The organism is Mesorhizobium tamadayense (assembly GCF_003863365.1).
Classification (GTDB): domain Bacteria; phylum Pseudomonadota; class Alphaproteobacteria; order Rhizobiales; family Rhizobiaceae; genus Mesorhizobium; species Mesorhizobium tamadayense.
Genome location: NZ_RQXT01000039.1, coordinates 42,801 through 65,256 on the forward strand (window position 1 = coordinate 42,801; position 22,456 = coordinate 65,256).

General features: G+C 62.9%; 33 protein-coding genes and 3 pseudogenes. 19 read left to right on the forward strand and 17 right to left on the reverse strand.

Going from position 1 to position 22,456, the window contains the following annotated elements:
- The first annotated feature begins 330 nt into the window (after window positions 1-330).
- Window positions 331-1,383: a YihY/virulence factor BrkB family protein gene (locus EH240_RS25940; protein WP_125003941.1), complete on the forward strand. Its 1,053-nt coding sequence runs from the start codon at window positions 331-333 to the stop codon at window positions 1,381-1,383.
- 128 nt (window positions 1,384-1,511) lie between these two features.
- Here EH240_RS25940 and EH240_RS25945 read toward each other — a convergent pair whose 3' ends face one another.
- Window positions 1,512-1,721, reverse strand: a complete 210-nt coding sequence (locus tag EH240_RS25945; protein WP_125003943.1) for a hypothetical protein — start codon at window positions 1,719-1,721, stop codon at window positions 1,512-1,514.
- Window positions 1,722-1,940: 219 nt separating this feature from the next.
- Here EH240_RS25945 and EH240_RS25950 point away from each other — a divergent pair, with 219 nt between their 5' ends.
- Window positions 1,941-2,279 (forward strand): low affinity iron permease family protein, encoded by a 339-nt coding sequence (locus EH240_RS25950; RefSeq protein ID WP_245436372.1) that lies wholly within the window; start codon window positions 1,941-1,943, stop codon window positions 2,277-2,279.
- On the opposite strand, the gene EH240_RS25955 is transcribed toward EH240_RS25950, so the two are convergent.
- Together EH240_RS25955 and EH240_RS25960 are read right to left on the reverse strand one after the other, a co-directional pair.
- Complete coding sequence (locus EH240_RS25955; protein WP_125003955.1) at window positions 2,276-2,641, reverse strand: low affinity iron permease family protein; 366 nt, start codon at window positions 2,639-2,641, stop codon at window positions 2,276-2,278. The two genes, EH240_RS25950 and EH240_RS25955, sit on opposite strands and share 4 nt — an antisense overlap.
- Window positions 2,642-2,729: 88 nt before the next feature.
- The gene (locus EH240_RS25960; protein WP_125003957.1) at window positions 2,730-3,242 is read right to left on the reverse strand and encodes a YciE/YciF ferroxidase family protein; all 513 of its coding nucleotides are present in this window, start codon (window positions 3,240-3,242) and stop codon (window positions 2,730-2,732) included.
- A gap of 241 nt (window positions 3,243-3,483) precedes the next feature.
- Here EH240_RS25960 and EH240_RS25965 point away from each other — a divergent pair, with 241 nt between their 5' ends.
- Complete coding sequence (locus EH240_RS25965) at window positions 3,484-3,684, forward strand: hypothetical protein (protein ID WP_125003959.1); 201 nt, start codon at window positions 3,484-3,486, stop codon at window positions 3,682-3,684.
- 9 nt (window positions 3,685-3,693) lie between these two features.
- Here EH240_RS25965 and EH240_RS25970 read toward each other — a convergent pair whose 3' ends face one another.
- The 4 genes from EH240_RS25970 to EH240_RS25985 form a co-directional block, all read right to left on the reverse strand.
- A complete protein-coding gene (locus EH240_RS25970) occupies window positions 3,694-3,921 on the reverse strand; it encodes a hypothetical protein (protein ID WP_125003961.1) in 228 nt (75 codons plus the stop codon).
- 64 nt (window positions 3,922-3,985) lie between these two features.
- On the reverse strand, window positions 3,986-4,228 hold the full coding sequence (locus EH240_RS25975; protein WP_125003963.1) for a hypothetical protein: 243 nt from the start codon (window positions 4,226-4,228) through the stop codon (window positions 3,986-3,988).
- Between the two features lie 225 nt (window positions 4,229-4,453).
- Window positions 4,454-4,639, reverse strand: coding sequence for a hypothetical protein (locus EH240_RS25980; RefSeq protein ID WP_125003964.1), 186 nt, complete (start codon window positions 4,637-4,639; stop codon window positions 4,454-4,456).
- A 177-nt stretch (window positions 4,640-4,816) separates the two neighbouring features.
- Complete coding sequence (locus EH240_RS25985) at window positions 4,817-5,020, reverse strand: CsbD family protein (RefSeq protein ID WP_125003966.1); 204 nt, start codon at window positions 5,018-5,020, stop codon at window positions 4,817-4,819.
- 249 nt (window positions 5,021-5,269) lie between these two features.
- Here EH240_RS25985 and EH240_RS25990 point away from each other — a divergent pair.
- The 3 genes and pseudogenes from EH240_RS25990 to EH240_RS26000 all read left to right on the forward strand — a co-directional run bounded on the left by EH240_RS25990 (window position 5,270) and on the right by EH240_RS26000 (window position 7,668).
- Window positions 5,270-5,680: pseudogene (locus EH240_RS25990) on the forward strand (HD domain-containing protein).
- A 213-nt stretch (window positions 5,681-5,893) separates the two neighbouring features.
- Entirely contained in the window at window positions 5,894-6,952 is a 1,059-nt protein-coding gene (locus EH240_RS25995) for a sensor histidine kinase (RefSeq protein ID WP_245436374.1), read from the forward strand.
- A gap of 356 nt (window positions 6,953-7,308) precedes the next feature.
- Window positions 7,309-7,668, forward strand: coding sequence for an SPW repeat protein (locus EH240_RS26000; RefSeq protein ID WP_125003968.1), 360 nt, complete (start codon window positions 7,309-7,311; stop codon window positions 7,666-7,668).
- A 393-nt stretch (window positions 7,669-8,061) separates the two neighbouring features.
- On the opposite strand, the gene EH240_RS26005 is transcribed toward EH240_RS26000, so the two are convergent.
- Window positions 8,062-8,529 (reverse strand): Lrp/AsnC family transcriptional regulator, encoded by a 468-nt coding sequence (locus tag EH240_RS26005; protein ID WP_125003970.1) that lies wholly within the window; start codon window positions 8,527-8,529, stop codon window positions 8,062-8,064.
- A 136-nt stretch (window positions 8,530-8,665) separates the two neighbouring features.
- Here EH240_RS26005 and EH240_RS26010 point away from each other — a divergent pair, with 136 nt between their 5' ends.
- Both EH240_RS26010 and EH240_RS26015 read left to right on the forward strand, forming a co-directional pair.
- Entirely contained in the window at window positions 8,666-9,418 is a 753-nt protein-coding gene (locus tag EH240_RS26010; protein ID WP_125003972.1) for a tryptophan 2,3-dioxygenase family protein, read from the forward strand.
- Window positions 9,419-9,611: 193 nt separating this feature from the next.
- Window positions 9,612-10,031 carry a DoxX family protein gene (locus EH240_RS26015; protein WP_125003974.1) on the forward strand — a complete coding sequence of 140 codons (420 nt, stop codon included), beginning with the start codon at window positions 9,612-9,614 and terminating at the stop codon, window positions 10,029-10,031.
- A gap of 86 nt (window positions 10,032-10,117) precedes the next feature.
- Here EH240_RS26015 and EH240_RS26020 read toward each other — a convergent pair whose 3' ends face one another.
- The 4 genes from EH240_RS26020 to EH240_RS26035 form a co-directional block, all read right to left on the reverse strand.
- Window positions 10,118-10,423, reverse strand: a complete 306-nt coding sequence (locus tag EH240_RS26020) for a hypothetical protein (RefSeq protein ID WP_040975155.1) — start codon at window positions 10,421-10,423, stop codon at window positions 10,118-10,120.
- A gap of 66 nt (window positions 10,424-10,489) precedes the next feature.
- Window positions 10,490-10,759 carry a hypothetical protein gene (locus tag EH240_RS26025; protein WP_125003976.1) on the reverse strand — a complete coding sequence of 90 codons (270 nt, stop codon included), beginning with the start codon at window positions 10,757-10,759 and terminating at the stop codon, window positions 10,490-10,492.
- Window positions 10,760-10,949: 190 nt separating this feature from the next.
- Window positions 10,950-11,276, reverse strand: a complete 327-nt coding sequence (locus tag EH240_RS26030; RefSeq protein ID WP_125003978.1) for a hypothetical protein — start codon at window positions 11,274-11,276, stop codon at window positions 10,950-10,952.
- Between the two features lie 244 nt (window positions 11,277-11,520).
- Window positions 11,521-11,850 carry a hypothetical protein gene (locus EH240_RS26035; RefSeq protein WP_342634111.1) on the reverse strand — a complete coding sequence of 110 codons (330 nt, stop codon included), beginning with the start codon at window positions 11,848-11,850 and terminating at the stop codon, window positions 11,521-11,523.
- Between the two features lie 571 nt (window positions 11,851-12,421).
- Here EH240_RS26035 and EH240_RS39205 point away from each other — a divergent pair.
- From EH240_RS39205 to msrA, 7 genes and pseudogenes are all read left to right on the forward strand, one after another.
- A complete protein-coding gene (locus EH240_RS39205) occupies window positions 12,422-13,168 on the forward strand; it encodes a hypothetical protein (protein ID WP_245436376.1) in 747 nt (248 codons plus the stop codon).
- An 81-nt stretch (window positions 13,169-13,249) separates the two neighbouring features.
- Window positions 13,250-13,705, forward strand: coding sequence for a terminase large subunit domain-containing protein (locus EH240_RS26045; protein WP_281035157.1), 456 nt, complete (start codon window positions 13,250-13,252; stop codon window positions 13,703-13,705).
- A gap of 407 nt (window positions 13,706-14,112) precedes the next feature.
- A pseudogene (locus tag EH240_RS40345) lies at window positions 14,113-15,048 on the forward strand (bestrophin family protein).
- 198 nt (window positions 15,049-15,246) lie between these two features.
- A complete protein-coding gene (locus EH240_RS39220; protein ID WP_245436382.1) occupies window positions 15,247-15,702 on the forward strand; it encodes a terminase large subunit domain-containing protein in 456 nt (151 codons plus the stop codon).
- Between the two features lie 138 nt (window positions 15,703-15,840).
- Window positions 15,841-16,032, forward strand: a pseudogene (locus EH240_RS39225) (hypothetical protein); the annotation flags it as partial.
- A 142-nt stretch (window positions 16,033-16,174) separates the two neighbouring features.
- Window positions 16,175-16,411, forward strand: a complete 237-nt coding sequence (locus EH240_RS26060; protein WP_125003982.1) for a hypothetical protein — start codon at window positions 16,175-16,177, stop codon at window positions 16,409-16,411.
- A 148-nt stretch (window positions 16,412-16,559) separates the two neighbouring features.
- A complete protein-coding gene (msrA, locus tag EH240_RS26065) occupies window positions 16,560-17,078 on the forward strand; it encodes a peptide-methionine (S)-S-oxide reductase MsrA (RefSeq protein ID WP_125003984.1) in 519 nt (172 codons plus the stop codon).
- Window positions 17,079-17,191: 113 nt separating this feature from the next.
- Here msrA and EH240_RS26070 read toward each other — a convergent pair whose 3' ends face one another.
- A complete protein-coding gene (locus EH240_RS26070) occupies window positions 17,192-17,386 on the reverse strand; it encodes a hypothetical protein (RefSeq protein WP_125003986.1) in 195 nt (64 codons plus the stop codon).
- A 165-nt stretch (window positions 17,387-17,551) separates the two neighbouring features.
- Between EH240_RS26070 and EH240_RS26075 the strand changes: the two genes are divergently transcribed.
- Window positions 17,552-17,821, forward strand: a complete 270-nt coding sequence (locus tag EH240_RS26075) for a hypothetical protein (protein ID WP_125003988.1) — start codon at window positions 17,552-17,554, stop codon at window positions 17,819-17,821.
- Window positions 17,822-17,856: 35 nt separating this feature from the next.
- On the opposite strand, the gene EH240_RS26080 is transcribed toward EH240_RS26075, so the two are convergent.
- The 4 genes from EH240_RS26080 to EH240_RS26095 all read right to left on the reverse strand — a co-directional run bounded on the left by EH240_RS26080 (window position 17,857) and on the right by EH240_RS26095 (window position 20,015).
- Window positions 17,857-18,402 (reverse strand): hypothetical protein, encoded by a 546-nt coding sequence (locus EH240_RS26080; RefSeq protein WP_125003990.1) that lies wholly within the window; start codon window positions 18,400-18,402, stop codon window positions 17,857-17,859.
- A gap of 556 nt (window positions 18,403-18,958) precedes the next feature.
- Window positions 18,959-19,411: a GFA family protein gene (locus EH240_RS26085; RefSeq protein ID WP_125003992.1), complete on the reverse strand. Its 453-nt coding sequence runs from the start codon at window positions 19,409-19,411 to the stop codon at window positions 18,959-18,961.
- Between the two features lie 89 nt (window positions 19,412-19,500).
- Entirely contained in the window at window positions 19,501-19,794 is a 294-nt protein-coding gene (locus EH240_RS26090) for a hypothetical protein (RefSeq protein ID WP_342634112.1), read from the reverse strand.
- A gap of 53 nt (window positions 19,795-19,847) precedes the next feature.
- Window positions 19,848-20,015: a Thivi_2564 family membrane protein gene (locus EH240_RS26095; RefSeq protein ID WP_125003994.1), complete on the reverse strand. Its 168-nt coding sequence runs from the start codon at window positions 20,013-20,015 to the stop codon at window positions 19,848-19,850.
- 148 nt (window positions 20,016-20,163) lie between these two features.
- On the opposite strand from EH240_RS26095, the gene EH240_RS39705 reads away from it, so the two are divergent.
- The 3 genes from EH240_RS39705 to EH240_RS26105 all read left to right on the forward strand — a co-directional run bounded on the left by EH240_RS39705 (window position 20,164) and on the right by EH240_RS26105 (window position 22,286).
- Window positions 20,164-20,298 (forward strand): hypothetical protein, encoded by a 135-nt coding sequence (locus tag EH240_RS39705; RefSeq protein ID WP_281035158.1) that lies wholly within the window; start codon window positions 20,164-20,166, stop codon window positions 20,296-20,298.
- A gap of 96 nt (window positions 20,299-20,394) precedes the next feature.
- Entirely contained in the window at window positions 20,395-20,559 is a 165-nt protein-coding gene (locus EH240_RS26100; RefSeq protein ID WP_125003996.1) for a DUF3309 family protein, read from the forward strand.
- 500 nt (window positions 20,560-21,059) lie between these two features.
- Window positions 21,060-22,286 (forward strand): anion transporter, encoded by a 1,227-nt coding sequence (locus EH240_RS26105; RefSeq protein ID WP_125003998.1) that lies wholly within the window; start codon window positions 21,060-21,062, stop codon window positions 22,284-22,286.
- Window positions 22,287-22,456: the final 170 nt, after the last annotated feature.

Sequence of the window (22,456 nt, forward strand, 5' to 3'; positions counted from 1 at the left end):
ACTCCCACAACTGCCGCTCCGGTTTCTCCCAACCGGGGCGGTTTTTGCTCCCCATGCGGAACGAACGCTCCCAGCCGCTGTCGAAGCCTGGCCCGTGGCACGGAACCATCAGGCCCGCGCCGAATTGACCTCAGCGGGCCGCGTCAGCCGGACCTGGTGGTAAAGAGAACAGGGTTTGGTTTCTCCGGCTTCACACCCTGGCCAACGAAACGGCAGTCGAGCTCTTGTCCCACCCGGCCCGCCCAGTCGTTGAAAAGCGCCGAGCCCGATCGTCTTCAGACCGTCGGAGCCGCGCTTGAGGATTCGGTTCCGAAGACGGCCGGAGGAAAGATGTCGCGCTGGTTTCGGGAAGCCTGGATTCTGCTGAAGGAGAGCGCCACCGGCTACTTCAACGACAATGCGCTGAGCCATGGCGCGGCGATGGCCTTCTACGCCACGACCTCGCTGGCGCCGATCCTCTTGATCGTCGTGGCGATCGCCGGCATCGTCATCGGCAACGACGCCGCGCAGCTCGCGCTTTCGGTCGAGTTCTCAGGCGTGATGGGCCCGCAAAGCGCCGATCTCCTCAAGGCAACGATCGAGACCGCCTCGCATCGCGAGTCCAGCACGCTGGCAGCCATCATCGGGCTGGTCACTCTCCTCGTCACCGCCTCCGGCGTCTTCGGCGAGATGCAGCAGTCGTTGAATGAGATCTGGAAGGTCAAGCCCGATGGCGTCTCGCTGTCGCGCCTGGTGCGGGCGAGGGCGGCGAGCCTCGGCCTGGTGGCCGCGCTCGGCTTTCTGCTTCTGGTGTCGCTCGCGGCAAGCACGGCGATCTCAGCGCTGGGCGAATACATCAACCAGCACCTGCCATTTGGCGAGCTGATCGTGAGCGCCATCAACACCATCGTTTCCTTCGTGCTGATCGCGCTGCTCTTTGCCGCGATCTACAAGGTTCTGCCGGACCGCACGCTGAAGTGGCGCGACGTCGCCATCGGCTCGGTCGTCACCGCGCTGCTGTTCACCATCGGCAAGTCGCTGATCGGCTGGTACATCGGCACCAGCGCCATCGCGACGTCCTATGGCGCCGCCGGCGCGCTGATGGTCGTGCTGGTCTGGGTCTACTACTCGGCCCAGATATTTCTCTTCGGCGCCGAGATCACCCGCGCCTATTCGGTGCGAAGCGGCAGCCGGCCGGACCTTGCTCCGGTGGTTGCCGCCAGGAAAGGGCAGGAGCAGCGGGAAGCCGTCGCCAGCTACAAGTCCACAGTCGCGGAGAGCGCCCCGGCGGCGAACGTTACGGCGCCGCGCGCTGCAAAATCCGCCGGCGAAGTCGGGGTCTGGATTGTCATCAGCAGCTTGATCACGCTTTTGATTTCCCAGTGGGGACGGCGCGGGAATTGACGTTGCCCAGGCGGTTTATAGTGTTCCGGAATCAGCAGCACCGCCTCTACGGTGCTGCATATCGGCTGGCGCTCGGGCTCAAGAGGGCGGCCGACGCGCCCGAACCTCGTTCGTCGCAAGATCCGGCCCTAGCGCTCCTCCTGACGCTTTTCGATTTCATAGGAAAGCCAGCGGCAGAACATGCCGACGATCGATGTCGCGGCGCCGCCGAGCAGGCAGGCAGTCAGCACCGGGCTTTGGGATGCGCTCGACCAACTGACGACGGCCAGCAAGGCCACGCTGATCGTCGAGACAAGATAGCCCATGCCCTTGAGCAGATGCAGCGTCGATGTGGTCATCTCGGACAGCCGCCCTTTCGCCCATGGGGAACAATCAGCCGCGACTGAAGTTCCATCTCCGCAGTGTCCCTCCAAGGTAGCTGCCGGCCGGCGGACACGTCCGGCCGGGCCTGCGCTTTGCAAAAGGCGCAGGCCTTGGCGCCGCGGAGTGACAGGGCTTCCATGCATCGACCACTTTACTTCCTTGCCGAGTTTTTCTCCAAACCGCCGGGATTCTATGTGCTGCTGACGGCCGCGCTGATTTGTGCCGTCGTCGCCAGCGCCTCTCTCGGCACCTACATCGTCTCGATTTCGGCATTGGCGCTGACCGGCGTCGTGTTGATCCAGAATGCCCGCGACACGGCAGCCATGCAGGCCAAGCTCAACGAGATCATCATTGCGCTGGAGGCCGCCCGCAACGAGGTCGTCGGCCTCGAGCATGAATCGCCGGAGCACATAAACAAGGAACTGGAGAATATCGCATGCCGCCGCCGCGGCGGGCGTGAGCGCTTGCGGGCCTGCGTCCCGGGGAAGACCCGAACGATTGGCGGAGTCGTCGAAGCTTTGAACTTTCTCTAGGCGTCGGCCATCTGCTTTCTCTTGGCTTCGGCGCACCGGGCACGGAACTCCTCGACCTCGGCTTCGGTGAGATGCTCGATGCCGATGAAGTCGTTCTTGGCGCGGCCAGCGCGGATCAACTCGTCGAGTTTTGCCTGGATGGCCGCGCCGTCGCGATTTTGCGTGTTCTGGATCAGGAACACCATCAGGAAGGTGATGATCGTGGTGCCGGTGTTGATGATGAGCTGCCACGTTTCCGAGTAGTGGAATAACGGCCCGGTTGCTCCCCAGAGCAAAACCGACGCCAGGCAAAGGGCAAAAGCCCATGGCCTGCCGGTGGCGTGCGCGACGGCCCCGGCCATTCGATTGAATGACTTTTCCATATGTCGATCTGAGCGATGTCACGAGCCCCGGTGAAATATTGCCAGGGCTCGGGAGAAGAACAGGATTGAGGGAAGATCCTGCCTTCCGCTACGCCGCCTCGGCGGCGACGTTGACGGCGGATTCGGCAAGTTCAGTGAGCGCGGCGTCGGTCTCCTTCTCCTCGCCGAGTGTCTTGTCGAGAAGGTTGACCGCCTCGGTCAGCCCGAGTTCAGAGGCCCAGGTTCTGAGCGTGCCATAGCGCGAGATCTCGTAGTGCTCGACCGCCTGCGCCGCCGCCAGCAGGCCGGCGTCGAGTGAGGGCGATCCCTTGTATTCCTCCATGATCTCGGCACCCTCCTCGGTGATGCCCACGATCGCGGCGCAGGTCTTGCCGACCGGCTTCTTGTCGATCACGTCGAACACTTCCTCGAGCCGCGCGACATGCTCCTCGGTCTGGTCGCGATGCTTTTCGAAAGCAGCCTTCAGATCGTCGCTTTGCGCCGCCTTGGCCATCTTGGGAAGCGTCGCGAGAATCTTCTTCTCGGCAAAATAGATGTCCTTCAGCGTGTCGTGGAAAAGTTCGTTCAGGCCTTTCTTCGAGGCCGATTTGGTCGTTGCCATGCCTTGGATCTCCTGATGGTTGGTCAGCCTCAATTCGCCCCGAAACGACTTGTTCCAAAAAGAATTTCAGCCGTGACAAAGCCGAAAACGATCATTTGTTATTGACCCTCGTTATTGGTGCCGGTCGCAGGCTGAGGATATGGAAACGAGCGCTCTCAAAGCCAGCTGCAAGCCATTGAAACCTTGTGCAGCCGAATGCGTTGCCTCACGTATCAACCGATCGCGGGAGGAAGCCGTCACGATGCTGAAGACAGGGCCAGGCTGGGAGCGGGCCTATGAACCGCTCGAATTCGCCCAAAAGCACGGCTTGACTCTGAAGCAGGCCGAGACCGTCATCCACACCAATGGACCGTCCAAATACAAATGCGATCTGGCGGCGCCGATCTTTCTCAAGGCATTGAAGGATCTCGCGAAGAATCGCGAAAATCGGTCGCCTGGCTAACGGGCTGGCTCAGTGTCGGCTTTTGAGGAACCGAGCCTCGCGCAGCAGCGAAAGCCAGTCGGTGCCGATCAGCTTGATCAGCTCGCGAGCCTCGCCCTCCGAGATGTCCGTATCCCTCGCCGGTCGGTGGGCGTGCAGTTCAACATCGGGTTCCATCTGCGAGACTGCTTTTCGATCGTCTCCAGCCATGTGACGCTTCCTTTGTCGGGAAACCGTCAAGGCGGCGATATGTTTCATCGGCCATGCACTGACAGCCGGTTGGTCGGCTCGGTGCTCCAGTTTAGCGCGAACGCGGAGGCTGCTAGTCATCAAAGCCGGCCACGCAGGTGCTGGCGGGCTCTGGCGACTGCTTGCGCCTGGCCGCAAGCCTCTCACTCAAAGCCGCTGGATCGCGACAGCCATTCTCAAACCAAATTAGCGCGCACCTTGCAGCCTCAAGCCGCTCGTCGCTTTCCATTTGAATATGAAATATGCGGCAGTAGTCATCGAGGGCGGCTACGAGGATCGCCAAGTCCTCCGGATAAAGGATATTTGATAAAACCATTGCTCTCTCTCCTTTTCACAGGCGAAAGCGTGGTCCGCTTTTTTAAACGCTGGTTTATGTTGTGGAGTTGCGGGCGAACCGGGGCGGCGGGTCACTTATTGTATCACCATGCCATCGGTCGAGACCTCGGGCCTTCCTGTCCGAATCGAAAGAGGTGGAGAGAGGGAATGGCGAAATCCAAGCTCGCCAGCTTGGCGGAGCTTTCAAGCGAAGGCTAGGCTAAGGCTAGCGCTTCGGCTTTCCGCTGTCTGCAACCTTGTTCCCCGACGCCTCATACGCCTCGCGCATAATCCGCAGCGCTTCGTCAGGGGTGAGACCGCACTTGCGGGCAAAATAATCGGCTTCGGTGGCCTCCGACCGGGAGGCTGTCGCTATGACGGACAAGGCCGGTTTCGATTTCTTCTTGGCCATCGGTTCATCGTGCCATGAATCACTTAGTCAACTAATATAATAGCTTTGTTCGAAAATCCAAATTTCCGACTTTGAAGCACCGGGCAGCGCGACGTTGGTGTGAGCAGTCTTATACCGACTTCGAGCTGGAAGAGGGGTTGCGACCCAGTCCCTCTTCATCGATCGTGGAAACCGGGCCTACCAACCTTGGCGGCGCGCCCAGTCGTCGACGTCGCGGCGGACGCGATCCTTCTCGATGCCGTAGCGTTCCTGGATCTTGCCTTCGAGCTGCTCGCGCTTGCCGGCGATACGGTCGAGGTCGTCGTCGGTGAGCTTGCCCCACTGTTCCTTGACCTTGCCCTTCACCTGCTTCCAGTTTCCTTCAACGCGGTTCCAATCCATGGTGTCACCTCCTTGATCTTGTAGAGGGCTAACGGCGGCACTCACTGGAGGTTCCTGTTTCGGCCGGACCCTGGAATCGCGACATGGCGAGGGAACATTTGGACGCTGCCGATGTTCTTCCCATGGCGCGCAGTCCCCGCACACCCCCCGCGCGGGCGCGCTGATGGACTGGGTATCCAGAGCCCGATCCAGCCCGCTCCGGATGTCCCCGCCGGGGCGGGCTTCCAAATTGAGAGATCGAAAGAGATCATGCTTTACCAGGCGGCGAAGATCGCTGAGGAGGCCCATCGCGGCCAGAAAGACAAGACCGGCCGCCCCTAGATCGAACATCTGAGACGCGTCGCCGACGCGGTCGAAACGCTGGATGAGAAAACCGTCGCCTACCTGCATGACGTGGTCGAGAAAGGCGAGGGGTGGACGTTCGATCGGCTCGAGGCGGCGGGCTTCGGCTTTTCGGTTGTCGCAGCTGTCGACGCGCTGACGAGAAGACTGGACGAAAGCGAGCAGGGTTTCGTCTACCGTGCGGCGTCCAACGAGGTCGCGCTGCGCGTCAAGGAGGCGGACCTCAAGGACAACCTTTGGCAGGCGCACCAGGCAGGGGTTTCGCCGGCGAAATATGAGATCGGGCTGCAGTTGCTGGATGGGCTCGCCCGCAACTAGCGCGATTCCAGGAAAAGTGTGAAACGGTTTTCCGTCCGGAATTGCGTCAAAACAAAGAGATGAGCAATTCCAGGAAAAGTGTGAAACGGTTTTCCGCCCGGAACTGCGTCAAATCAAAGCCGCGTGCTGCGGCTTGTCGACACACAAGGCCGAAGGAAGTACTGATAATTCCAAGGCTTAGGCCGTTGCCTTGATTCAATCGCGCTCTAACTGATGCCCATGACGACCACAGGGGGAACATTTCGACAGGACGCTAGCGCCGATGCGCGGCTGGCCGCCATCGTCGATTCCTCCTATGACGCCATCATCAGCAAGAATCTGAACAGCATCATCGCCAGTTGGAACCATGCGGCCGAGCGCATGTTCGGCTACAGCGCCGAGGAGGCCATCGGCCGGTCGATGCTGATCCTCATCCCCGAGCATCTGCACGACGAGGAAACCGACATCATCGGCCGTATCCGCAGGGGCGAGGGCGTGGCAAGCTTCGACACGACTCGGAAGCGCAAGGACGGCTCCCTGGTCGCCGTTTCGATAACGGTGTCGCCGATCAGGAACCATTCCGGCAAGATCATCGGCGCTTCCACGATCGCCCGCGACATCAGCGCGGCCAAGGAAAGCGAGCGCCGCATCCGGCTCTTGATGCGCGAGGTGAACCACCGCGTGAAGAACCAGTTCGCGGTGATCCTATCCATGATCAGGGAGACCAGCAAGCGCTCCACCCACCCCGGCGAATTCGAGGAGCTGATCCGCTCGCGCATCATGGCGCTGTCGCGCTCGCACGATCTTCTGGTCACATCGGAGTGGGCAGGCGCCAGTCTCTTCGACCTCATCCAGGAACATCTGAAACCGTTCGGCCATGAGGAGCGCATCTCGCTTTCCGGCCCGCTTTTGACGCTGCAGTCGAACGCCGTGCAAAATCTCGGCATGGCCTTCCACGAGCTTGGCACCAACTCGTCGAAATACGGCGCGCTGGCGGGCGAGGGCGGCAGCATTGAGATCACCTGGACGGTCGAGGCCGGGCCCGAGGCGCAGCGCCTGTTTCATCTTGTCTGGCGCGAGACGTCGAATGCTCATGCTGGCGGCGAGGCTAATGAGACCGCGCGCAAGGGCTTCGGCACCGTGGTGCTGCAGCGGGTGGCGCCGCAATCGCTTGGCGGCTCCTCCAGCCTCGAACGATCGCCCAGCGCGGTGAAATGGACGCTGACGGCGCCGCTCGAGGCCATCATCGTGCCTCTGTTCGGCACCGAGGGCGCAAGCGACTTCAGCGTTTGAGAGGCAGGCGACGGGATATTTGCCGTCGGCACCGGGCAGCGCGCAAGCCGTGGCTGCTGCAGGCCCCTCCCTTGCAGGTCCGTAAAAACGATCGCCCGGCGAGATGAAATGGACGCTGACGGCGCCGCTCGAGGCCATCGTCGTGCCGCAGCTCGGCGCCGAGACCGACAGCGACTTCAGCGTTTGAGAGGCAGGCGGCGGGGTATTGCCGTCTGCACCGGGCAGCGCGCAAGCGCGGCTGCCGCCGAGCGCCTCCCCTTGCAGGTTCGTAAAAGTGTATTACATCTTTTAACAGAGCGTGCGTATCGCACGCGACTGCAGTTGCTCTTGGCCAAGCTTCATCAATGGAGGTTGTCATGGCAAGCAAACTGATGGAAGAACGGAAGAGCAAGGACTGGATTACTCTGGTCCTCGCGATCTGCCTGTTCATCTCACCTTGGGTCATCGGATTTACCGCGGCAATGGTGCCCGCGTGGAACGCCTGGATTGTAGGCGTTGCGCTCGGCGCTCTGGCCTTGGCAACGCTTTCGGTGTTCGCTGAATGGGAAGAATGGGTAAATCTGGTCCTCGGGCTCTGGCTGATCGCCTCGCCCTGGTTGCTGGGCTTCGCCGCCGACAGGAATGTAATGATCACGCATGTCGTCCTCGGCGTGCTGGTGGTCGCGGCGTCGGCCTGGGCCGTCTGGGACGTCCGTCATCCGCACGCACACGCGTGAGCGGTGATTGAACGGGAGCCCGCCGCGCAAGCGGCGAGCTCCTTTGAAAGCAATTCCAGGAAAGTGTGCGCGGTTTTCCGTCAGGATTTCCGCCGGGAATTGCGTGGGCATCGGGGCTAAGCAGCGGTTGCGGCGACTTCACGAAATGCTGCAACCGGCAAGCTTTTCGTGCATTCTTGGGGATGGCCTCGATGCTCCACCAGGATACCCCCGCCAAATGCTGCTCCTATTGCGGCGGCCGCGACCATGATTTCGAGGCGTGCCCCAAGCGCAAGGCGGATGCCGAGAGGGAAGAGGCGGCGCGCGGCCGTGAAGAGCCAGCCTCTGTTGACGTGAACACCGTGCCGCCGCGTTCCTTCTCCACGCCGACGTCTCGATCGTTCCGCTCCGAAACTACCTCAGCGCATGCGCCGCCGCTTCCGCGAACGAGATGTCGCCCTTGATCTCGCGCATCGCCATGGAGGTCACGGTGCGGCGCACGCCGGGCAGCCGGCTGAGTTCCTCGCGCAGCATCCTGTCCAGCGCCCTCATGTCGACGGTGACGATCTGCAAGAGATAGTCGGCCTCGCCGGTCGTGGCGTAGCAGCGGCGGATCAGCGGGTGCTTCTTCACCGCCGCCTCGAAGGCGTCCGACACCTCGAAGTCGATCGACACCTGGATGAAGGCCTCGATGCCGAAGCCGATCGCCGCCGGATCGATGCGGGTGGAATAGCCGCGGATGACGCCGGCGTCTTCTAGTGCCTTGACCCGTTTCCAGCACGGCGTCTTGCTCAGGCCCACCGCCTCGGCGAGCTCGCCGAAGGAGACGCGCGCGTCGCGCTCCAGCGCGGCCACGATCTTGCGGTCGAGCGCATCCAGCATATTCCGTTCTCCAATGTTGCGGAAAAGGACGATAATCGTCCTCCAATTTCGACCAATTGGATAACAGAAAGGAACAATGTTCAAGCCAAAGACGCTATCCTTGGGCTCGAACCACGCCCGCGCGAGGAGATGAGCCATGGACAAGTCGGATTATCACGCCCGCATCGAGGCGCCCGAAATGCGCGACTACGGCGTTTACCTCAAATGCGACCAGCTGCTTTCCTGCCAGAAGCCGCTCGCCGACATGGTCAATGCCGACGAGCTGCAGTTCCAGATCGTGCACCAGGTCGAGGAGCTGTGGATGAAGCTCATCGCCTACACGCTGGTCGATGTCCTCGATTATCTGGAAAAGCAGGACACGCACCGCATCGTCACGCTGATGGGCCGCGTGCACCGGCTGGTGCGCATGATGACGTCGCAGCTCGACCTCCTGGAGACCATGTCGCCCAAGGAATACCAGCAGATCCGCCTCGAGCTCGGCAACGGCAGCGGCCAGGAATCGCCGGGCTTCAAGCTGATCCTGCGCTTGCCGCCGGACCTCTGGCGCGCCTTCAAGCACGCCTACCTCGACGGCCGCGGGCTCTCGGTCGAGGATATCTACGATGCCCATTACGATCATGGCGATGCCTACGTCGTGGCCGAGGCGCTGATCGAGTTCGATGAGCTGTTCCAGAAGTTCCGCGCCAACCACCTCTATCTCATCCACCGCTCGATCGGGCTTGGCGCGAAGTCGCTGAAGGGCCGGCCGGTGGAGATCCTCGAAGGCGGCGCCCGCCACCGCTTCTTCCCCGAGCTCTGGGACATACGCTGCGACATGACCGACCGCTGGGGCGCCGCCTACGGCACCGTGCGGGAGTCGATCAGCCATCCGCAGGCGAAGGCAGGGTAGGGGCGCACGGCGCGCTGGACAATCGCATGCCGAGTTCCTTCGCGCCCCCTCTGGCCTGCAGGCCAGAGGGGGCGCTGTCCCGCCAGCGTCGGCCATTTTAGCCCCACCAAAAACAAATTTCCCACCCCTGTCGGAACCTTAGCTCTTCCTCCGTCCTTGGGGCACATCAACCGCTTCAACCCGGAGGACAAACGTGGAACCGCAATCGACCTGGCAGACCGCCGCCATTCTCATCGCTCGCCTGATCTTCGCGGCCATGTTCGCGATGGGGGTAGCGTTCAAGTTCATGGATATGGGGGCCACCGCTGGCTACATCGCCGCCGCCGGCTTCCCGTTCCCGCTGTTCCTGGCCTGGTGCGCCGCGATCCTCGAAACGCTGCTGGTCATCGCCTTTCTTACTGGCGCCTTCTTGACCCCGGCGGCTCTGATCGGCGCGGTCTATGTCATCTTCCTCGGCTTTGCCTTCCACGGCCCTTCGCACTGGGCGTCGAACCAGGCCGAGTTCGGTGCCTTCATGTCCCATTTCCCGTTTGGCGCCGGCCTGCTCTTCGCCGCGGTGCACGGCCCGGGCAGCGTGCTTGCCGTCCGCCAAGGCTGGCTGGGCAGGGCGTGAGCTTTCCCTTCTTCCCGTTCACGGGAGAAGGTGCCCGAAGGGCGGATGAGGGGCGGCGCCGACATTGCGAGGGAGGCGCGCCCGGCTCACATCTGGTCGTTATACGGTTCCTTCATCTGCCCGACCATGCGCGCCAGCTTCGAGAAGGACGGCATGTCCGCCTCCGGCTGGCACTGGTTGGCGAGCTCGAGCAGGCGGATCGGGAAGTTGACGGCGTCGCGGCTCGACGCCGACATGCCCTCGGACCGGTCCTCGCCGGTCTCGACGGCCTCGGCCTTGCGCAGCGCGATGTCGATCTCCTCGACCGTCAGCACGCCCTTGCGCACCAGCACATGGTTGATTGCCGCGACGGCCATCAGCAGGCCCTCGAGTTGCAGATTGGCGACGTTCATGGAGCTTCCTCCCATTGACCTCGCCTCAAAAACGCACGAGGCGCGTTTCCGATCCGGGAGCTTGCCCTACAGCTCCATCAGGCGCTCGCCATATTCGGCCCAGAGCAGCTTGATCTCGCGGGCGCCCAGCGGCGCCGTCGAGCGGTCGCCGTAGGAAATGGCGACGGCGCTCAGGTCGTATTGGCCGTCGGCCTCGGCGGTGAAGCGGATGGCTTCCCCCAGCGGCCTCGAATGGAAGATCGGATCCGCCTGGCCCCGGCCCAGGCTGCGAACGCCCGAAATGCTTGCTGGCACATGCCGCATCCGAAAGACGGATGCCATGGCAGGTTTATCCATGCCCGCTCTCCGCGATTCCCCTGCGGAATGATTCCATAAGGTCCGGCTAATGACCAGCCTGTGCAAAACGAGCAGGCCTACGCGGCGGGGAGTGACGGCATATTGACGGCGGCGAGACGGCAGGGCCGTCTCGTGCCTAATGGTCTAACGTCTCAGCGACAGCGACGAGACGGCAAAGCCGTCTCGCGCCTCAGCGCTGCCAGCGGTGGAGCCAGTCGGGGGCCGGCTGCGAGCTTCTGGCCAAGGCAAGGCCGATCGCCACGCCGACCAGTCCACCCATCGCGACCGCGGTCGAGAAGGTGCCGGGGTTGTGCTGCACCGTTTCGGAAACGCTATGCGCCTGGCTGCGCAACTGCTTTGCCGCCCGCGAGGCGCGGGCCGTTGCGCCGCTGTACAAGCCAGAGGCCCGGTCGGTCGCGCTTTGGTACCAGCCGTGAGCCGTCTCCTCGGCCTGGTCGGAAAGCATGCGGTTGAGCCGGGTCACCTCGCGCTTCAACTCCGCGATCTGCTTCTTCATTGCCGCCTCGGAGGCGCCCGAAGACCGCGCGCTGCGCGATGCGCTTCTATTTCGAGCGGCGCTCGTCGCGCCCTTGCCATTACCTGTTGCCGGATTGGCTGTGTTGGTGTCTACCATCGGGTTTCTCCCTTTTTCTTTTTGCAACGGTCGGGGCGTCTCCTGGTTCCCGCAAGCGACCGCGACCGCCAAAGACAAGGGCCGTGGAGCGAACCCCGCGGCCCTCAGGTGCAACGAAACTCAAACGCTACTTGCCGCAGTGATTGTCGTTGACGGTCGGTGCGGTGGTTCCGGGCGACAGATTGCTGGCGTCGGGCTGGGCACCCTGCGGGCCTGGCGCGCAGTTGCGGTCGGCGTTCGAATTCATGTTGTCATAGGCCGGACCGCTGGTGATGCTGCCGGTCGTGCCCGGATCGACGGAATTGGGAACGATCGTCCGATCGGAATCGGGCGTGACCGTCTGGTCGCTGCCGGTCGTATCGCTTTTGGTGCCCGAGCCCATATGGCCGGCACCCTGGGCCATCGCCGCCGTGGCAAGGCCGATCGTCAGCGAGGCGGCAAGGATGGATTTCAACATGATTTTTCTCCTTTCTTGACGAAGGGGTTCTTACTTAACGAAAGAGGGTTCGTTACGTCGCGACTAGGAGCCAACCGCTCGGGCTGCCCATGGTTCCGACAAAAATGCACTACGGGTCAGGCCATTTTTGCGCGGCCGGGTTTTGCGAGCGCCTGGCGCCGTGTGCGGCACGCCTCAAGCGACTCTAGGAAAATTTGCCTAGAAGGCGTTGCCGGGTGAGGGCAGCCATGCTATGATTTTACTTATGGTGCTGATTCGCGCCGACAACCCGCCGCCCGGCGGGTTTTGTTTTGTGGCCCCGCGCCTTGTGGCCACCACCTTACAAATGCTGGCGGGACAGCACCCCCTCTGGCCTGCCGGCCATCTCCCCCGCAAGGGGGAGATTAGCCGTTCACCTCGGCCTTCGCCGACAAGGTTGCAGGAAGAGCACCGTCCGCGAAACTGCCGATCTCCCCCCTTGCGGGAGATGGCCGGCAGGCTAGAGGGGGGTGGGCGGGAACGCGACCTTTCCAGTTGAACTTGCAATCTGCGGAAACCTGCATGCCACGCTATGCCACCATCATCATTGCCGATGACGGCGCCGAGATCGTCAGCGCCATCGGCGAGTTCGAGGGCCGCGCATCTGCCGCGCCGTGCCGGTCGCGTCGAGGAAGTGCCGCCGGGCGTGCGCATCGGCATGGTGCGTGGCGGCCCGGTCGACGCCGTCGGCGGTTTCGGCTTTCCACGCCAGGGTTTCGACCATTCGGCGATCGCTGCCGCCACGGCGAAGCTGAAGGCACACGCGCCGGCCGGTCGGTCCCAGGAGGCGTCGCGCCAAAACCGCTTCGCGCCAAGCCGCTCAAGAAGGCTGCGCGCAAGGCCGGCAAGGCGCGGACAAGGTCCAGAGCATCGGCAGTGGCCGACCGTGGCTGACGCTGTCGCGGGCAAGGTGCGCCGCATGGCAGCCAGGGCCATAAGGGCGAAGCGCAAGCCCGAGCCGCCGTCAGCTGCTACTCGCACCGCGCGCCACAAACGATCCAAGAAGACCCTTGGCGATGATTTCGCCGCAGCGCTGCGTGCCGATTTCCGCGCCCACGGCGCCGGCGTCATCGCCGCGGTGCGGGCGGAAAAGCCCGAGCAGTATCTGAAGGTCGTGCTGACGATGCTGCCCAAAGAATTCTCGCAGGGTCTCGATGCGAACCAAAACAGTCTGGGTCAATTGAGCGATGAGGAGATCCGCAGCCGCATCCACGGCCTCGAAGCGAGCCTCAGGCCGTTCCTCGGTGGCGATGCGGACCTATCTGGCGCTGCTCGAGGAACTGGACAGAAGACGCCGTAGCAACCAGCTCGCGGCCTACCGGCCTACGAAAGGCAGGCCGAGTTCCACGCCGCAGGGGCGACAAACCGCGAACGCCTGTTCATGGCGGGCAACCAGCTCGGCAAGACCAGGGCAGGCGGCGCCGAATGGGCCATGCATCTCACCGGCCGCTATCCCGACTGGTGGGTGGGCGAGGTGTTCGACCGGCCCGTGCGGCTCTGGGCGGCCGGCGTCACCGGCGAAGGCACGCGCGACAACCCGCAGCGCGTGCTGGTCGGCCCGCCGCAGCTTGCGGCGGCCTGGGGCACCGGCATGATCCCGGCAGACGCGATCGCCGACACCGTGATGGGCCGCAGTATTCCCGGCGCGCTCGACAGCGTTATCGTGCGCTGGGGCGGTGGCGGAGACGTCCAAGCGGGCGAAAGCGTGCTTTCCTTCAAGTCCTACGAAAAAGGCCGCGAGAAAGCGAGACGCTGCACGGCGTCTGGTTCGACGAGGAGCCGCCGCTTGATATCTACTCCGAAGGCCTCACCCGCACCAACGCCACCGGCGGGATAACGATCGTCACCTTCACGCCGCTGCTGGGGATGTCGGATGTGGTGCTGAGGTTTTTGAGCGCAGCGGAGGTGGAGAGGGTTGGGAAGCCCTGACTTCCCCTTCTCCCCTTGCGGGAGAAGGTGTCGCCGAAGGCGACGGATGAGGGGTGCTCCAGGGAACGCCAGCGTCTCACTCCGTCCAACACCCCTCATCCGTCTCGCCGCTGCGCGCCGATCCACCTTGTCCCACAAAAGGGAGAAGGGGAAGCGACACGCCCCGGCTGTCAAAACGATTTTCACCCCTTATGGTGCGAATGGACGCGACCGCGTGATTTGCTTGCCATAAGGGACTTCCGGACACCGATGTATTTAGGCCGTTCCTATAGATTGCTGGACTTCGCGCTCTGGTCGCGGCGCAGCATCATCTACATGGTCGTGGTGAGCGGACTGGCGATCGCCGCCTACCGCCTTCCGGCCACCGCGGGGCTCTCGGTGCCATGGTCGATCGTGCTCGTGCTCGGCACTACCGTGTCGCTCGTCGCCGGCTTCAAGAATTCGCAGGTCTTCACCCGCAGCAACGAGGCCCTGCAGGCCTTTTCGCAGATCACCGCGAGCAGCCGGATGTGGTCCATCCTCTGCAGGGATTTTACGGATGCCGCGACGGCGAGGCGGCTCATCTACCGCCACCTTGCCTGGCTGACGGCGCTGCGCTTTTCGCTGCGGCGGCCGATGCCTTGGGAATCTCTAGCGAAAGCAGCCAATATCGAGTTCCGGCGGCGGCGATATCACATCCAGGAGGACAAGACGTCGCTTGGCGACGAACTGCGCAGGCTGCTGGGCGAGGAAGGCGAGGGCGTGTTGAAATCGCCGCAGCCGGCAATCGCCCTTCTCGATATGCAATCGGCCGAGGTCGCCGGCTTGCTCAAGAGCACCGGCGTGCCGACGCAGGTCTATTCGGAGCTTATGAAGCTCGTTCGCGACTTCCACGACCAGTAGGCGCGCTGCGATCGCATCAAGAACAATCCCTATCCGCGGCAATACGCGATCGTCAGCACGATCTTCATGATCATCTTCTGCACCCTGCTGCCGTTCGGCATCGTCCCGGTGTTTGCCGACATGGCCAAGCTGGGCGGCGTGCTCGGTGCTGTCGCGATCTGGCTGACGATCCCGTTCAGCGCGCTGCTGGGCTGGGCCTACATGTCGCTCGACCTGGTCGGCGAGAGCAGCGCCAACCCGTTCGAAGGCAACGCCAACGACGTGCCCATCTCGCAAATCTGCCGCGACATCGAGATCGAGCTGCGACGTGGACTGGGCGAGACCAACCTCCCGGCTCCGCTGGCGCCGGTCAACGACATCGCGACGTGAGCGCCAACTCCCCTTCTCCCGTGGGAGAAGGTGGCCTCGGGAAGCGAGGTCGGATGAGGGGTGTTTCAGCTTGGCAAGTACGCTGCCAAGATGGCGAACGGATCGCCAACGCCTCATTCCGTCCAACACCCCTCATCCGTCTCGCCGCTGCGCGCCGATCCACCTTGTCCCACAAGGGGAGAAGGAAAGGACCGATCAATGTCCCGACACGTCACCTTCATGACCATCGACGATGCCGGGCACTACAGCCCCGAGCAGCGGGCCGCGATCGTCGCCGCCTATCCAGAGCATGAGCGTGAGGCGCGTGCCAAAGGCATTCCGGTGCTGGGCTCCGGCCGCATCTTTCCGGTGCCGGAGGAGATGATTGCCTGCGAACCGTTCCGGCTGCCGCGCTGGTGGCCGCGGATCGGCGCGCTCGATTTCGGCTGGGATCATCCCTCGGCCGCCGTCGAGCTTGCCTGGGACACCGAGGCCGATATCGTCTACCTCACCAAGGCTCACCGCGCCGCCCAGCAGACGCCGGCCATGCAGGCGCTGGCGCTCAAAGCCTGGGGCGAGTGGCTGCCCTTCGCCTGGCCGCGCGACGGCCGCCGCGAGACGCTGGAAGGCGCCGGAGTTGCGCTCGCAACTCGCAATATGCCGCGTATGGGCTGAACATGCTGACCAGTCACGCTCGCTTTCCGGACGGCTCGGTCTCGGTCGAGGCCGGGCTGATGGAGATGCTCGACCGCATGCAGTCCGGCCGCTTCAAGGTGTTCTCGACGCTGCACGCCTGGTTCGAGGAATTCCGCCTCTATAGCCGCCGCCTATCTGACGCTGCCCGTGGTCGCCTGGGCTCAGGCGACCGGCCTGCCGATGCCGGATGCCGCCGACGACACCACCACTTTAGCCGCCGCCTTCCTCATCGGCGTCTCGGCCATGTGGATTTCGGACATCGTGTTCGAGGTGGTGGTGCGGCGGTTCAAGCCTGAACGAGAGGAATGATGCGCCGCTGTTTCGCGGTCGCCGGTTCCGATCGGGAGGCGCGAGCTGCCGGCAATCACGAATTTTCTGAACGCTTCATGAACCAATCAGTCTCGTCAGGCGACACAGGGTTGCAGACGAAACCACAACATGGAGAATTCAGATGACCAAGATCCTTCGCAATGCGCTTCTTGCCGCTGTCGCCGTATCGGCCTTGGGCGGCTCCGCGATGGCCGGCCAGCAGATCTACGAATGCGACAACACGCCGACCAACAAGCTCTGGGCCGGCCGCTGCTGCGGCGTCGGCGACGCCAATTGCCTGGGCGGCGAAAGCCATGGCCATGACAGGGGCGACCACGGCCGAGGCGACAACGGCAGAGGCACGGCGGGAGCCAAGTGAGACTCGATGTCGATGCTCGCCGGCGCTCAGCCGGCGGGCATGACCGAAGCCACGCCCAGCGCTCCGCGCGTTGCCTTCGAACCGCTTGAGCGGCTGGAACAAGCAGGCCACAATCCCCACCTATGGAGAAATCCAAAGGAGGTTTGACATGGCTTCTTCCGAACGCGCGGTCCTTGCCGGCGGCTGCTTCTGGGGCATGCAGGATCTGATCCGCCGCTTCCCCGGCGTGATCTCCACCCGTGTCGGCTATAGCGGCGGCGACGTCCCCAATGCGACCTATCGCAATCACGGCACCCATGCCGAGGCGATCGAGATCGTCTTCGATCCAACCAGGACCAGTTTCCGCACGCTGCTCGAGTTCTTCTTCCAGATCCACGACCCGACGACCAGGAACCGTCAGGGCAACGATGTCGGCATGAGCTACCGCTCGGCGATCTTCTACACCAGCGACGAGCAGAAGCGGGTGGCTGAGGACACGATCGCCGATGTCGACGCCTCGGGCCTATGGCCAGGCAAGGTCGTCACCGAGCTCGCTCCGGCCGGCCCGTTCTGGGAGGCCGAGCCCGAGCATCAGGATTATCTGGAGCGCTATCCCAACGGCTACACCTGCCATTTCGTCCGGCCGGGCTGGAAGCTTCCCGTCCGCGAAAAGGCCGCCGCATCATAAAAATAGCGGCTACGAGGTAGCCGCTGGTCCGCGATCACGCCCGCCGTGCCGAAAAGGCATGGCGGGCTTTTTTGCGTTTCGGGCGTATGGTCCCGAATTGCCCGCAGGCGGCCTCAGCCCTTGGCCCGGCGGTTCTCGTTCTCGTGGCTGCCGATCCAATGGGCTCGGATACGGTCGCTGGCTTCGAGATAGGCCATGTCGATGAGATAGGTCAGAAGCTTCTCGCCATCGGCCTCAGCCTTCTGGCGAAGCTCCCGCAAGATCCCCTGCGCGAACTGCAGGTTTTCCATTTTGGTTGGCTGGTCCATCGGTGCCCCCAATGTCTGCGTGGGAAGTTTGGCTCACTATATTTGTACGAAGGTTATGGGTCTGACTCGCGGCTAAGCTGTATCCGGTTGCACCCGCGCTCGACGAAGTTGTTGGACACCGCGCGGAAATGTCGATATTTTACGCCCCCAATCCGGATAGCGACCATGCAAGAAGACGAGGGCAGCACACCTGAAAAGTTGCAAGCCATGCTTGACGTGGTTGCCAGGTGCGAGCCCTCGAGCGGGAGCGGACAGGCCGATGTCGGCAGGCTGAAGGCCGACGCTGCCAAGGCGGCCAATGTGCTGATCGAATTCTACGGCGACGCCGCCTTCGAGAGAGCCAGGCTTATCGAGCGTCGCTCGCCCCGGTCGCATTTCGCGCGCATGGTGACTGCCGAGATCGGCCGGCGAGGCAGGCTTCCGCCCGGAAGCTAGCCCAGAAACCAGCGAAGAATCCGGCAAACGTCGCCTCAGGAAGATTTGCGCCTCCCTGATTTCTCGCCAAGCGTCTGCTGGATCTCTTCCTGGATGTTGTCCAGGAGGTAGGACAGCATGTCGTGCCCGATCGACTGTGCGATTTCCTTGGCCTGCTCGACATGGTTGTGGATTTCGCGCAGCGAGTGCTCCTCGCACGCGGCGTCCTGCGTCAGATCGACGAACCAGCCGGGATAGAGCGCTGCCTCGCCCATGCCGTCGACATAGCATTGGCCGACGGCCAGGATCTTGCGCAGCCCTATCTTTTCCGAGCGGACCTTGTAGACCTCGCGAAAGCCTGACCTGCGCTCGATCGCCTTGCGGATCGCCAGCCGAACCCTCGGCTGGTCTTCCCGCTCTATGCTTTGCATCCGCCGTTCCAGCGGCGCGCCGTGCGAGAATTCCTCGAGCGTCAGGTCGAAATAGGCGGACAGATTTGCGTCGTCGTAGACGCGGTCGCGCTTGATGTCCCAGGTCCAAAACCCGTCGATTGGTGGATACCGCATATGCGCATTGCGGCTGCGTTCAGACGCCAAAGTCATGAAAACCGCCCGTCCGGTTTCAAGATTCGCCAGTACTATGTCGCAAAACAAAAAAGAAACAAAGTTGTACAAGGCAGGAAATCATAGGACCTGCTGCTTGCTTACATAGCTTGATCGCATAGTTGGCATAGCCAGAAATGCGGATGATGGAAAATTTTTTCTCGCCGAAACTTTTTTCACTTCGCTGCCGCAACTGAAGCTTGGTACTTCACGCGATAAGAAAAAGCCTTTGAATTTGAAACAACTTAAAAGATTGTATTCGCTCGGATGCGCCGCCAAGGCTGGACATTCTATCGATCTTGCAAGGCCGGCGCGGCAATGCTGATGTGTTGCCTGAGCCGCGCCGGCCGAAGCGGCCTCCAAAAGGGTCGCCGCCCCGGGGATGCTAGCGGCCGTTGCCGCGCCGACAACCGACCGGTGGTTGAAACTGCGCGACTTCGAGAAGAAGACGAGACCCCTCGCGGTCAGCGACCGGGCCATTTCCAGGGCATATGGCCGGCATCGCTGGGACCGATGCTTTTTGTGTCTAGGCTTAAGCCTTGCCGATGCCGGGAACTTAGGCCGACTTACGATACGGCTCCCGTCCCTCCTCCGGTTCGCCATCATCGGCCGCCGAATCGGCGGCGGTCCTGTCTTGCTCGAACTGGCGCGCATCGGGCAGGGGATGCAACCAGCGCTCGCGTCGGCCGATCCACAGCTCGTAGCTGGGCTCCAGCCCTTCGGTCGGCGCGACATCCAGGCTGCCGATCATCACCTCGGCCTCGTCCTCGCCGACCGACGGCAAGCGGCTGCCGCAGGTTGGACAGAAGCTTCGCCCGCCATAGGTGCTGGTGATTCCTTCGCTCTCGAATGCCTGGCGTGGCCATATGGCAAAGGCCTGGTAGGCCGATCCGCTGGTCTTGCGGCAGTCCTTGCAATGGCAAAGACCGACCCTTAGCGGCTCGCCGGTCACCCGGAACTGGACGCCGCCGCACAGGCAGCTGCCGCTGCGCATGACATCGTTGGACATGGCCGTTCCTCCTGCAGCCGGAATCTTGGTGTCATCACCCGCTACAATTCGCATGCTGCCGTAACGGTTCCGCACCGCGGTTGGAAGCGTCACTCAACCGGGGAAGTCGAAGACCGGTTCCTCGCAGCGGTAGACGCGGCACGGACCGTCATGGTCGGAACCGCGACCGACATCGGAACTTCCGGCCAGTCGCACTCATTGCCGAATTGGCGCACGAAGCGATCATAGGTGTCGGGCCCGGTGGTCAGCACCGCGGCGTGCCGGCTCTGGATCAGCGCCTGCGTCTCGGCACAGGTCATGGCACGCGCGTCGGGCCGCGCATCGGCGGCGCCCGCGGTCCACAATATCGTGCCGGCAACAAGGGCGGTCGACAGGCTTTTCATGGAGGCACCGGGCTTCCAATCGTGGCTTTCGGGATAGCGAATATGCATCGCTGCTAGAACACCGCAAGGTATCTGAGCAGCGATATGACGCCGATGATGATGACGACGATCTGGGCGATCTGCCTTGTGCGGCCATCGAGCGGGAGGCGCTGCACCAGATAGAGCACCAGGATCACCACCAGGAAGGTGATCAGGATGCCGATGAGAACCGATGCGCCCATTTACCCGCCTCCTGTCGCCCCAAAGCGGGCTGCCCTCAACGTTGTCGGCGCGGAAATGGTTCCGGACTGTTCGGATCGAGGATGTGTTGTGGAACGCGAGGAAGGTCCAGCGCGTTGTTTAGCATCTTCGAATGCTTCAGGATGGAAGATGAAAGACGTTTTCAGCACCGTCGCGATCATTGCATCGATCGCGGTCGTCATCGCGCTCTTGTTGATGGTTCCCAAGGGTATCGAGGCCGGTTCGGGGCCCGTCGTTACGTTCGACCATACCGATCCGCGGTAGAGAGAGGCCGGTAGTTTCGGCGGAACATGCGCGCCCGCTCAAGAGTTCATTCCCTCGTAGCAGACGTGGATTACTCGGTCGAAAGAGGAAAAGGTCATGAGTCTCGGCACAATTCTCATCATTATTCTTATTCTTGCTTTGCTGGGCGGCTTTAGCGGCTTGGGCGGCGGACCCTTCTATGGCACAGGCTACTATGGCGGCGGCGGCCTCGGACTCATCCTGGTAATTTTGATCATCCTGGTGCTGCTCGGACGGCTCTAATCGCCGCTAGCTGGCATGTCCTTGATGCCGGCTACCTCCTCGCCGCGACCGGCGAGTTGGCGGTAGTCTCCTCGGACCCAAGCGTCAGGCGTTCCGGCTTCCTCGTTCGCCGCATTCCAGGCACACCATGCTGTGCCCCGGGCAGTTTAGCCGGTGCGTTCCTTCCGGGCAGCAATGGCCGTTGGAACTGACCCAGCGGGCGCAAACGAAAACCTTCCTGGCGCCGTGGCAGCGCCGGCATTCCGTCGAGGGCATCAGATTCTCCTGAGGCGAGGCGCGATGCTCCCCTTCAACGACCGTGTTCATCCGCTTAGTCCCCAACGACTGGATTGTCGGCCCGGTTTTTCGAAAACCTTACATTAGCTTTCAGCGATATAAAAGCCGCGACGGCCGATGACGAAAGTTTCAACGGTCGCGCGCTTTCCCTTTGCGCCGCCCTTGCTAAAGGTGGTCCGGGCAGATTCTGCCGGGCAGGGCAGGGCGGACGGGAACCTCTGGCAATGACATGGACCGGCGCGGGCGCGCTTTTCATCCTCGTGCTCACTTATGCCGGCGTCGCTGTCGGCCGCATTCCGGGCCTCAGGCTCGACCGCGCCGGCATCGCGCTGCTCGGCGGCGCCGCCATGATCGCCATCGGCGCGATCGGCATGGAGGACGCCTACCGATCCATCAACTTCGACACCATCACGCTTCTGCTCGGCATGATGATCGTGGTGGCGCATCTGAAAGTGTCCGGCGCCTTCCGCGCGCTCGGCGGCTTTGCCATCGAGCACGCGCATGCGCCGTTCATGCTCCTGATCATGGTGACGGTGCTGACCGGCGTGCTCTCGGCCTTCCTGGTCAATGACGCGATCTGCCTGGTGATGGCGCCGATCGTTGTCCACGTCACCCGCGTCATCAGGCGCAATCCGGTTCCCTATCTCATCGCCACTTGCACCGCCTCCAACTGCGGCAGCGTCGCCACCATCACCGGCAATCCGCAGAACATGGTGATCGGCGCGCTTTCGGGCATTTCCTACCCGGCCTTCGCAGCGGCGCTTGCGCCGGTGGCGCTGTTCGGCCTCCTCGCCGTCATCGTCATCATCCGCATCGTCTACCGCGCCGAATTCTCCCGCCCCGCGGAGCTCAGCCCCGAGGTCTATCGCGGCCGCATGCTACCCGGCCAGGTGCTGAAGGCAACCATCGTCTGCGTGGCGCTGGCGATCGCCTTTTTCGCCGGTGCGCCCGTCGCCAAGGCGGCGCTGATTGCCGGAGCGTTCCTGCTTGTCACCCGCGCGATCAAGCCGCACCGCATCTACCGCGAGATCGACGGCCCGCTGCTTTTCATGTTCGCCGGACTGTTCGTGGTGGTGGCGGGGGCCGAAAAGACGCTGCTCACCCCCGACATGATCGCCTGGGCAAAGACCATCGGCCTCGACGATGTCTGGCGGCTTTCCGGCTTCACCGCCGTGCTCTCCAACATCATGAGCAACGTGCCGGCCGTGCTGGCGCTGAGGCCCTTTATCCCCGGCCTGGAAAACCCCGAGCGCGCCTGGCTGGTCGTGGCGATGAGCTCGACGCTCGCCGGCAATTTCACGCTGCTCGGCTCCGTCGCCAACCTCATCGTCGCCGAGCAGGCGAGGGTGGCGGGCAAGGAATTGTCCTTCATGGCCTTCTTCAAGGTCGGCCTGCCGCTGACCTTGCTGACGCTCCTCGCCGGCACCGCCTGGTTGGCTTTCACCTCGTAGCTATCCGCAACCTTCGTTGGGGCGGGCAATCGCCTCGGCGCGGTGCGTCCTTACAAGCGTCTGCGCTGCCCCTCATCTGGCTGCCGCCATCTTCTCCCCGTGAACGGGGAGAAGGCTCTCATCTCCGCTTTCGCCAGCCACCAACGTTGCAGAACAGGCGTCAAGAAGCG

Coding starts and splice junctions, on each gene's coding strand:
- EH240_RS26025 (WP_125003976.1), bottom strand. CDS start 10,759: ATGGATAAACCTGCCATGGCATCCGTCTTTCGGATGCGGCATGTGCCA.
- EH240_RS26095 (WP_125003994.1), bottom strand. CDS start 20,015: ATGGGCGCATCGGTTCTCATCGGCATCCTGATCACCTTCCTGGTGGTG.
- EH240_RS39705 (WP_281035158.1), top strand. CDS start 20,164: ATGAAAGACGTTTTCAGCACCGTCGCGATCATTGCATCGATCGCGGTC.
- EH240_RS25980 (WP_125003964.1), bottom strand. CDS start 4,639: ATGGCCAAGAAGAAATCGAAACCGGCCTTGTCCGTCATAGCGACAGCC.
- EH240_RS26075 (WP_125003988.1), top strand. CDS start 17,552: ATGCAAGAAGACGAGGGCAGCACACCTGAAAAGTTGCAAGCCATGCTT.
- EH240_RS39205 (WP_245436376.1), top strand. CDS start 12,422: ATGACGGCGCCGAGATCGTCAGCGCCATCGGCGAGTTCGAGGGCCGCG.
- EH240_RS26030 (WP_125003978.1), bottom strand. CDS start 11,276: ATGAAGAAGCAGATCGCGGAGTTGAAGCGCGAGGTGACCCGGCTCAAC.
- EH240_RS26085 (WP_125003992.1), bottom strand. CDS start 19,411: ATGTCCAACGATGTCATGCGCAGCGGCAGCTGCCTGTGCGGCGGCGTC.
- EH240_RS26080 (WP_125003990.1), bottom strand. CDS start 18,402: ATGACTTTGGCGTCTGAACGCAGCCGCAATGCGCATATGCGGTATCCA.
- EH240_RS25940 (WP_125003941.1), top strand. CDS start 331: ATGTCGCGCTGGTTTCGGGAAGCCTGGATTCTGCTGAAGGAGAGCGCC.
- msrA (WP_125003984.1), top strand. CDS start 16,560: ATGGCTTCTTCCGAACGCGCGGTCCTTGCCGGCGGCTGCTTCTGGGGC.
- EH240_RS26105 (WP_125003998.1), top strand. CDS start 21,060: ATGACATGGACCGGCGCGGGCGCGCTTTTCATCCTCGTGCTCACTTAT.
- EH240_RS26010 (WP_125003972.1), top strand. CDS start 8,666: ATGGACAAGTCGGATTATCACGCCCGCATCGAGGCGCCCGAAATGCGC.
- EH240_RS25970 (WP_125003961.1), bottom strand. CDS start 3,921: ATGAAACATATCGCCGCCTTGACGGTTTCCCGACAAAGGAAGCGTCAC.
- EH240_RS25995 (WP_245436374.1), top strand. CDS start 5,894: ATGCCCATGACGACCACAGGGGGAACATTTCGACAGGACGCTAGCGCC.
- EH240_RS25960 (WP_125003957.1), bottom strand. CDS start 3,242: ATGGCAACGACCAAATCGGCCTCGAAGAAAGGCCTGAACGAACTTTTC.
- EH240_RS26035 (WP_342634111.1), bottom strand. CDS start 11,850: ATGTTGAAATCCATCCTTGCCGCCTCGCTGACGATCGGCCTTGCCACG.
- EH240_RS26000 (WP_125003968.1), top strand. CDS start 7,309: ATGGCAAGCAAACTGATGGAAGAACGGAAGAGCAAGGACTGGATTACT.
- EH240_RS26060 (WP_125003982.1), top strand. CDS start 16,175: ATGACCAAGATCCTTCGCAATGCGCTTCTTGCCGCTGTCGCCGTATCG.
- EH240_RS25985 (WP_125003966.1), bottom strand. CDS start 5,020: ATGGATTGGAACCGCGTTGAAGGAAACTGGAAGCAGGTGAAGGGCAAG.
- EH240_RS25965 (WP_125003959.1), top strand. CDS start 3,484: ATGCTGAAGACAGGGCCAGGCTGGGAGCGGGCCTATGAACCGCTCGAA.
- EH240_RS26020 (WP_040975155.1), bottom strand. CDS start 10,423: ATGAACGTCGCCAATCTGCAACTCGAGGGCCTGCTGATGGCCGTCGCG.
- EH240_RS26070 (WP_125003986.1), bottom strand. CDS start 17,386: ATGGACCAGCCAACCAAAATGGAAAACCTGCAGTTCGCGCAGGGGATC.
- EH240_RS25945 (WP_125003943.1), bottom strand. CDS start 1,721: ATGACCACATCGACGCTGCATCTGCTCAAGGGCATGGGCTATCTTGTC.
- EH240_RS39220 (WP_245436382.1), top strand. CDS start 15,247: ATGTCCCGACACGTCACCTTCATGACCATCGACGATGCCGGGCACTAC.
- EH240_RS26090 (WP_342634112.1), bottom strand. CDS start 19,794: ATGAAAAGCCTGTCGACCGCCCTTGTTGCCGGCACGATATTGTGGACC.
- EH240_RS26005 (WP_125003970.1), bottom strand. CDS start 8,529: ATGCTGGATGCGCTCGACCGCAAGATCGTGGCCGCGCTGGAGCGCGAC.
- EH240_RS25975 (WP_125003963.1), bottom strand. CDS start 4,228: ATGGTTTTATCAAATATCCTTTATCCGGAGGACTTGGCGATCCTCGTA.
- EH240_RS25955 (WP_125003955.1), bottom strand. CDS start 2,641: ATGGAAAAGTCATTCAATCGAATGGCCGGGGCCGTCGCGCACGCCACC.
- EH240_RS26045 (WP_281035157.1), top strand. CDS start 13,250: ATGGCGGGCAACCAGCTCGGCAAGACCAGGGCAGGCGGCGCCGAATGG.
- EH240_RS26100 (WP_125003996.1), top strand. CDS start 20,395: ATGAGTCTCGGCACAATTCTCATCATTATTCTTATTCTTGCTTTGCTG.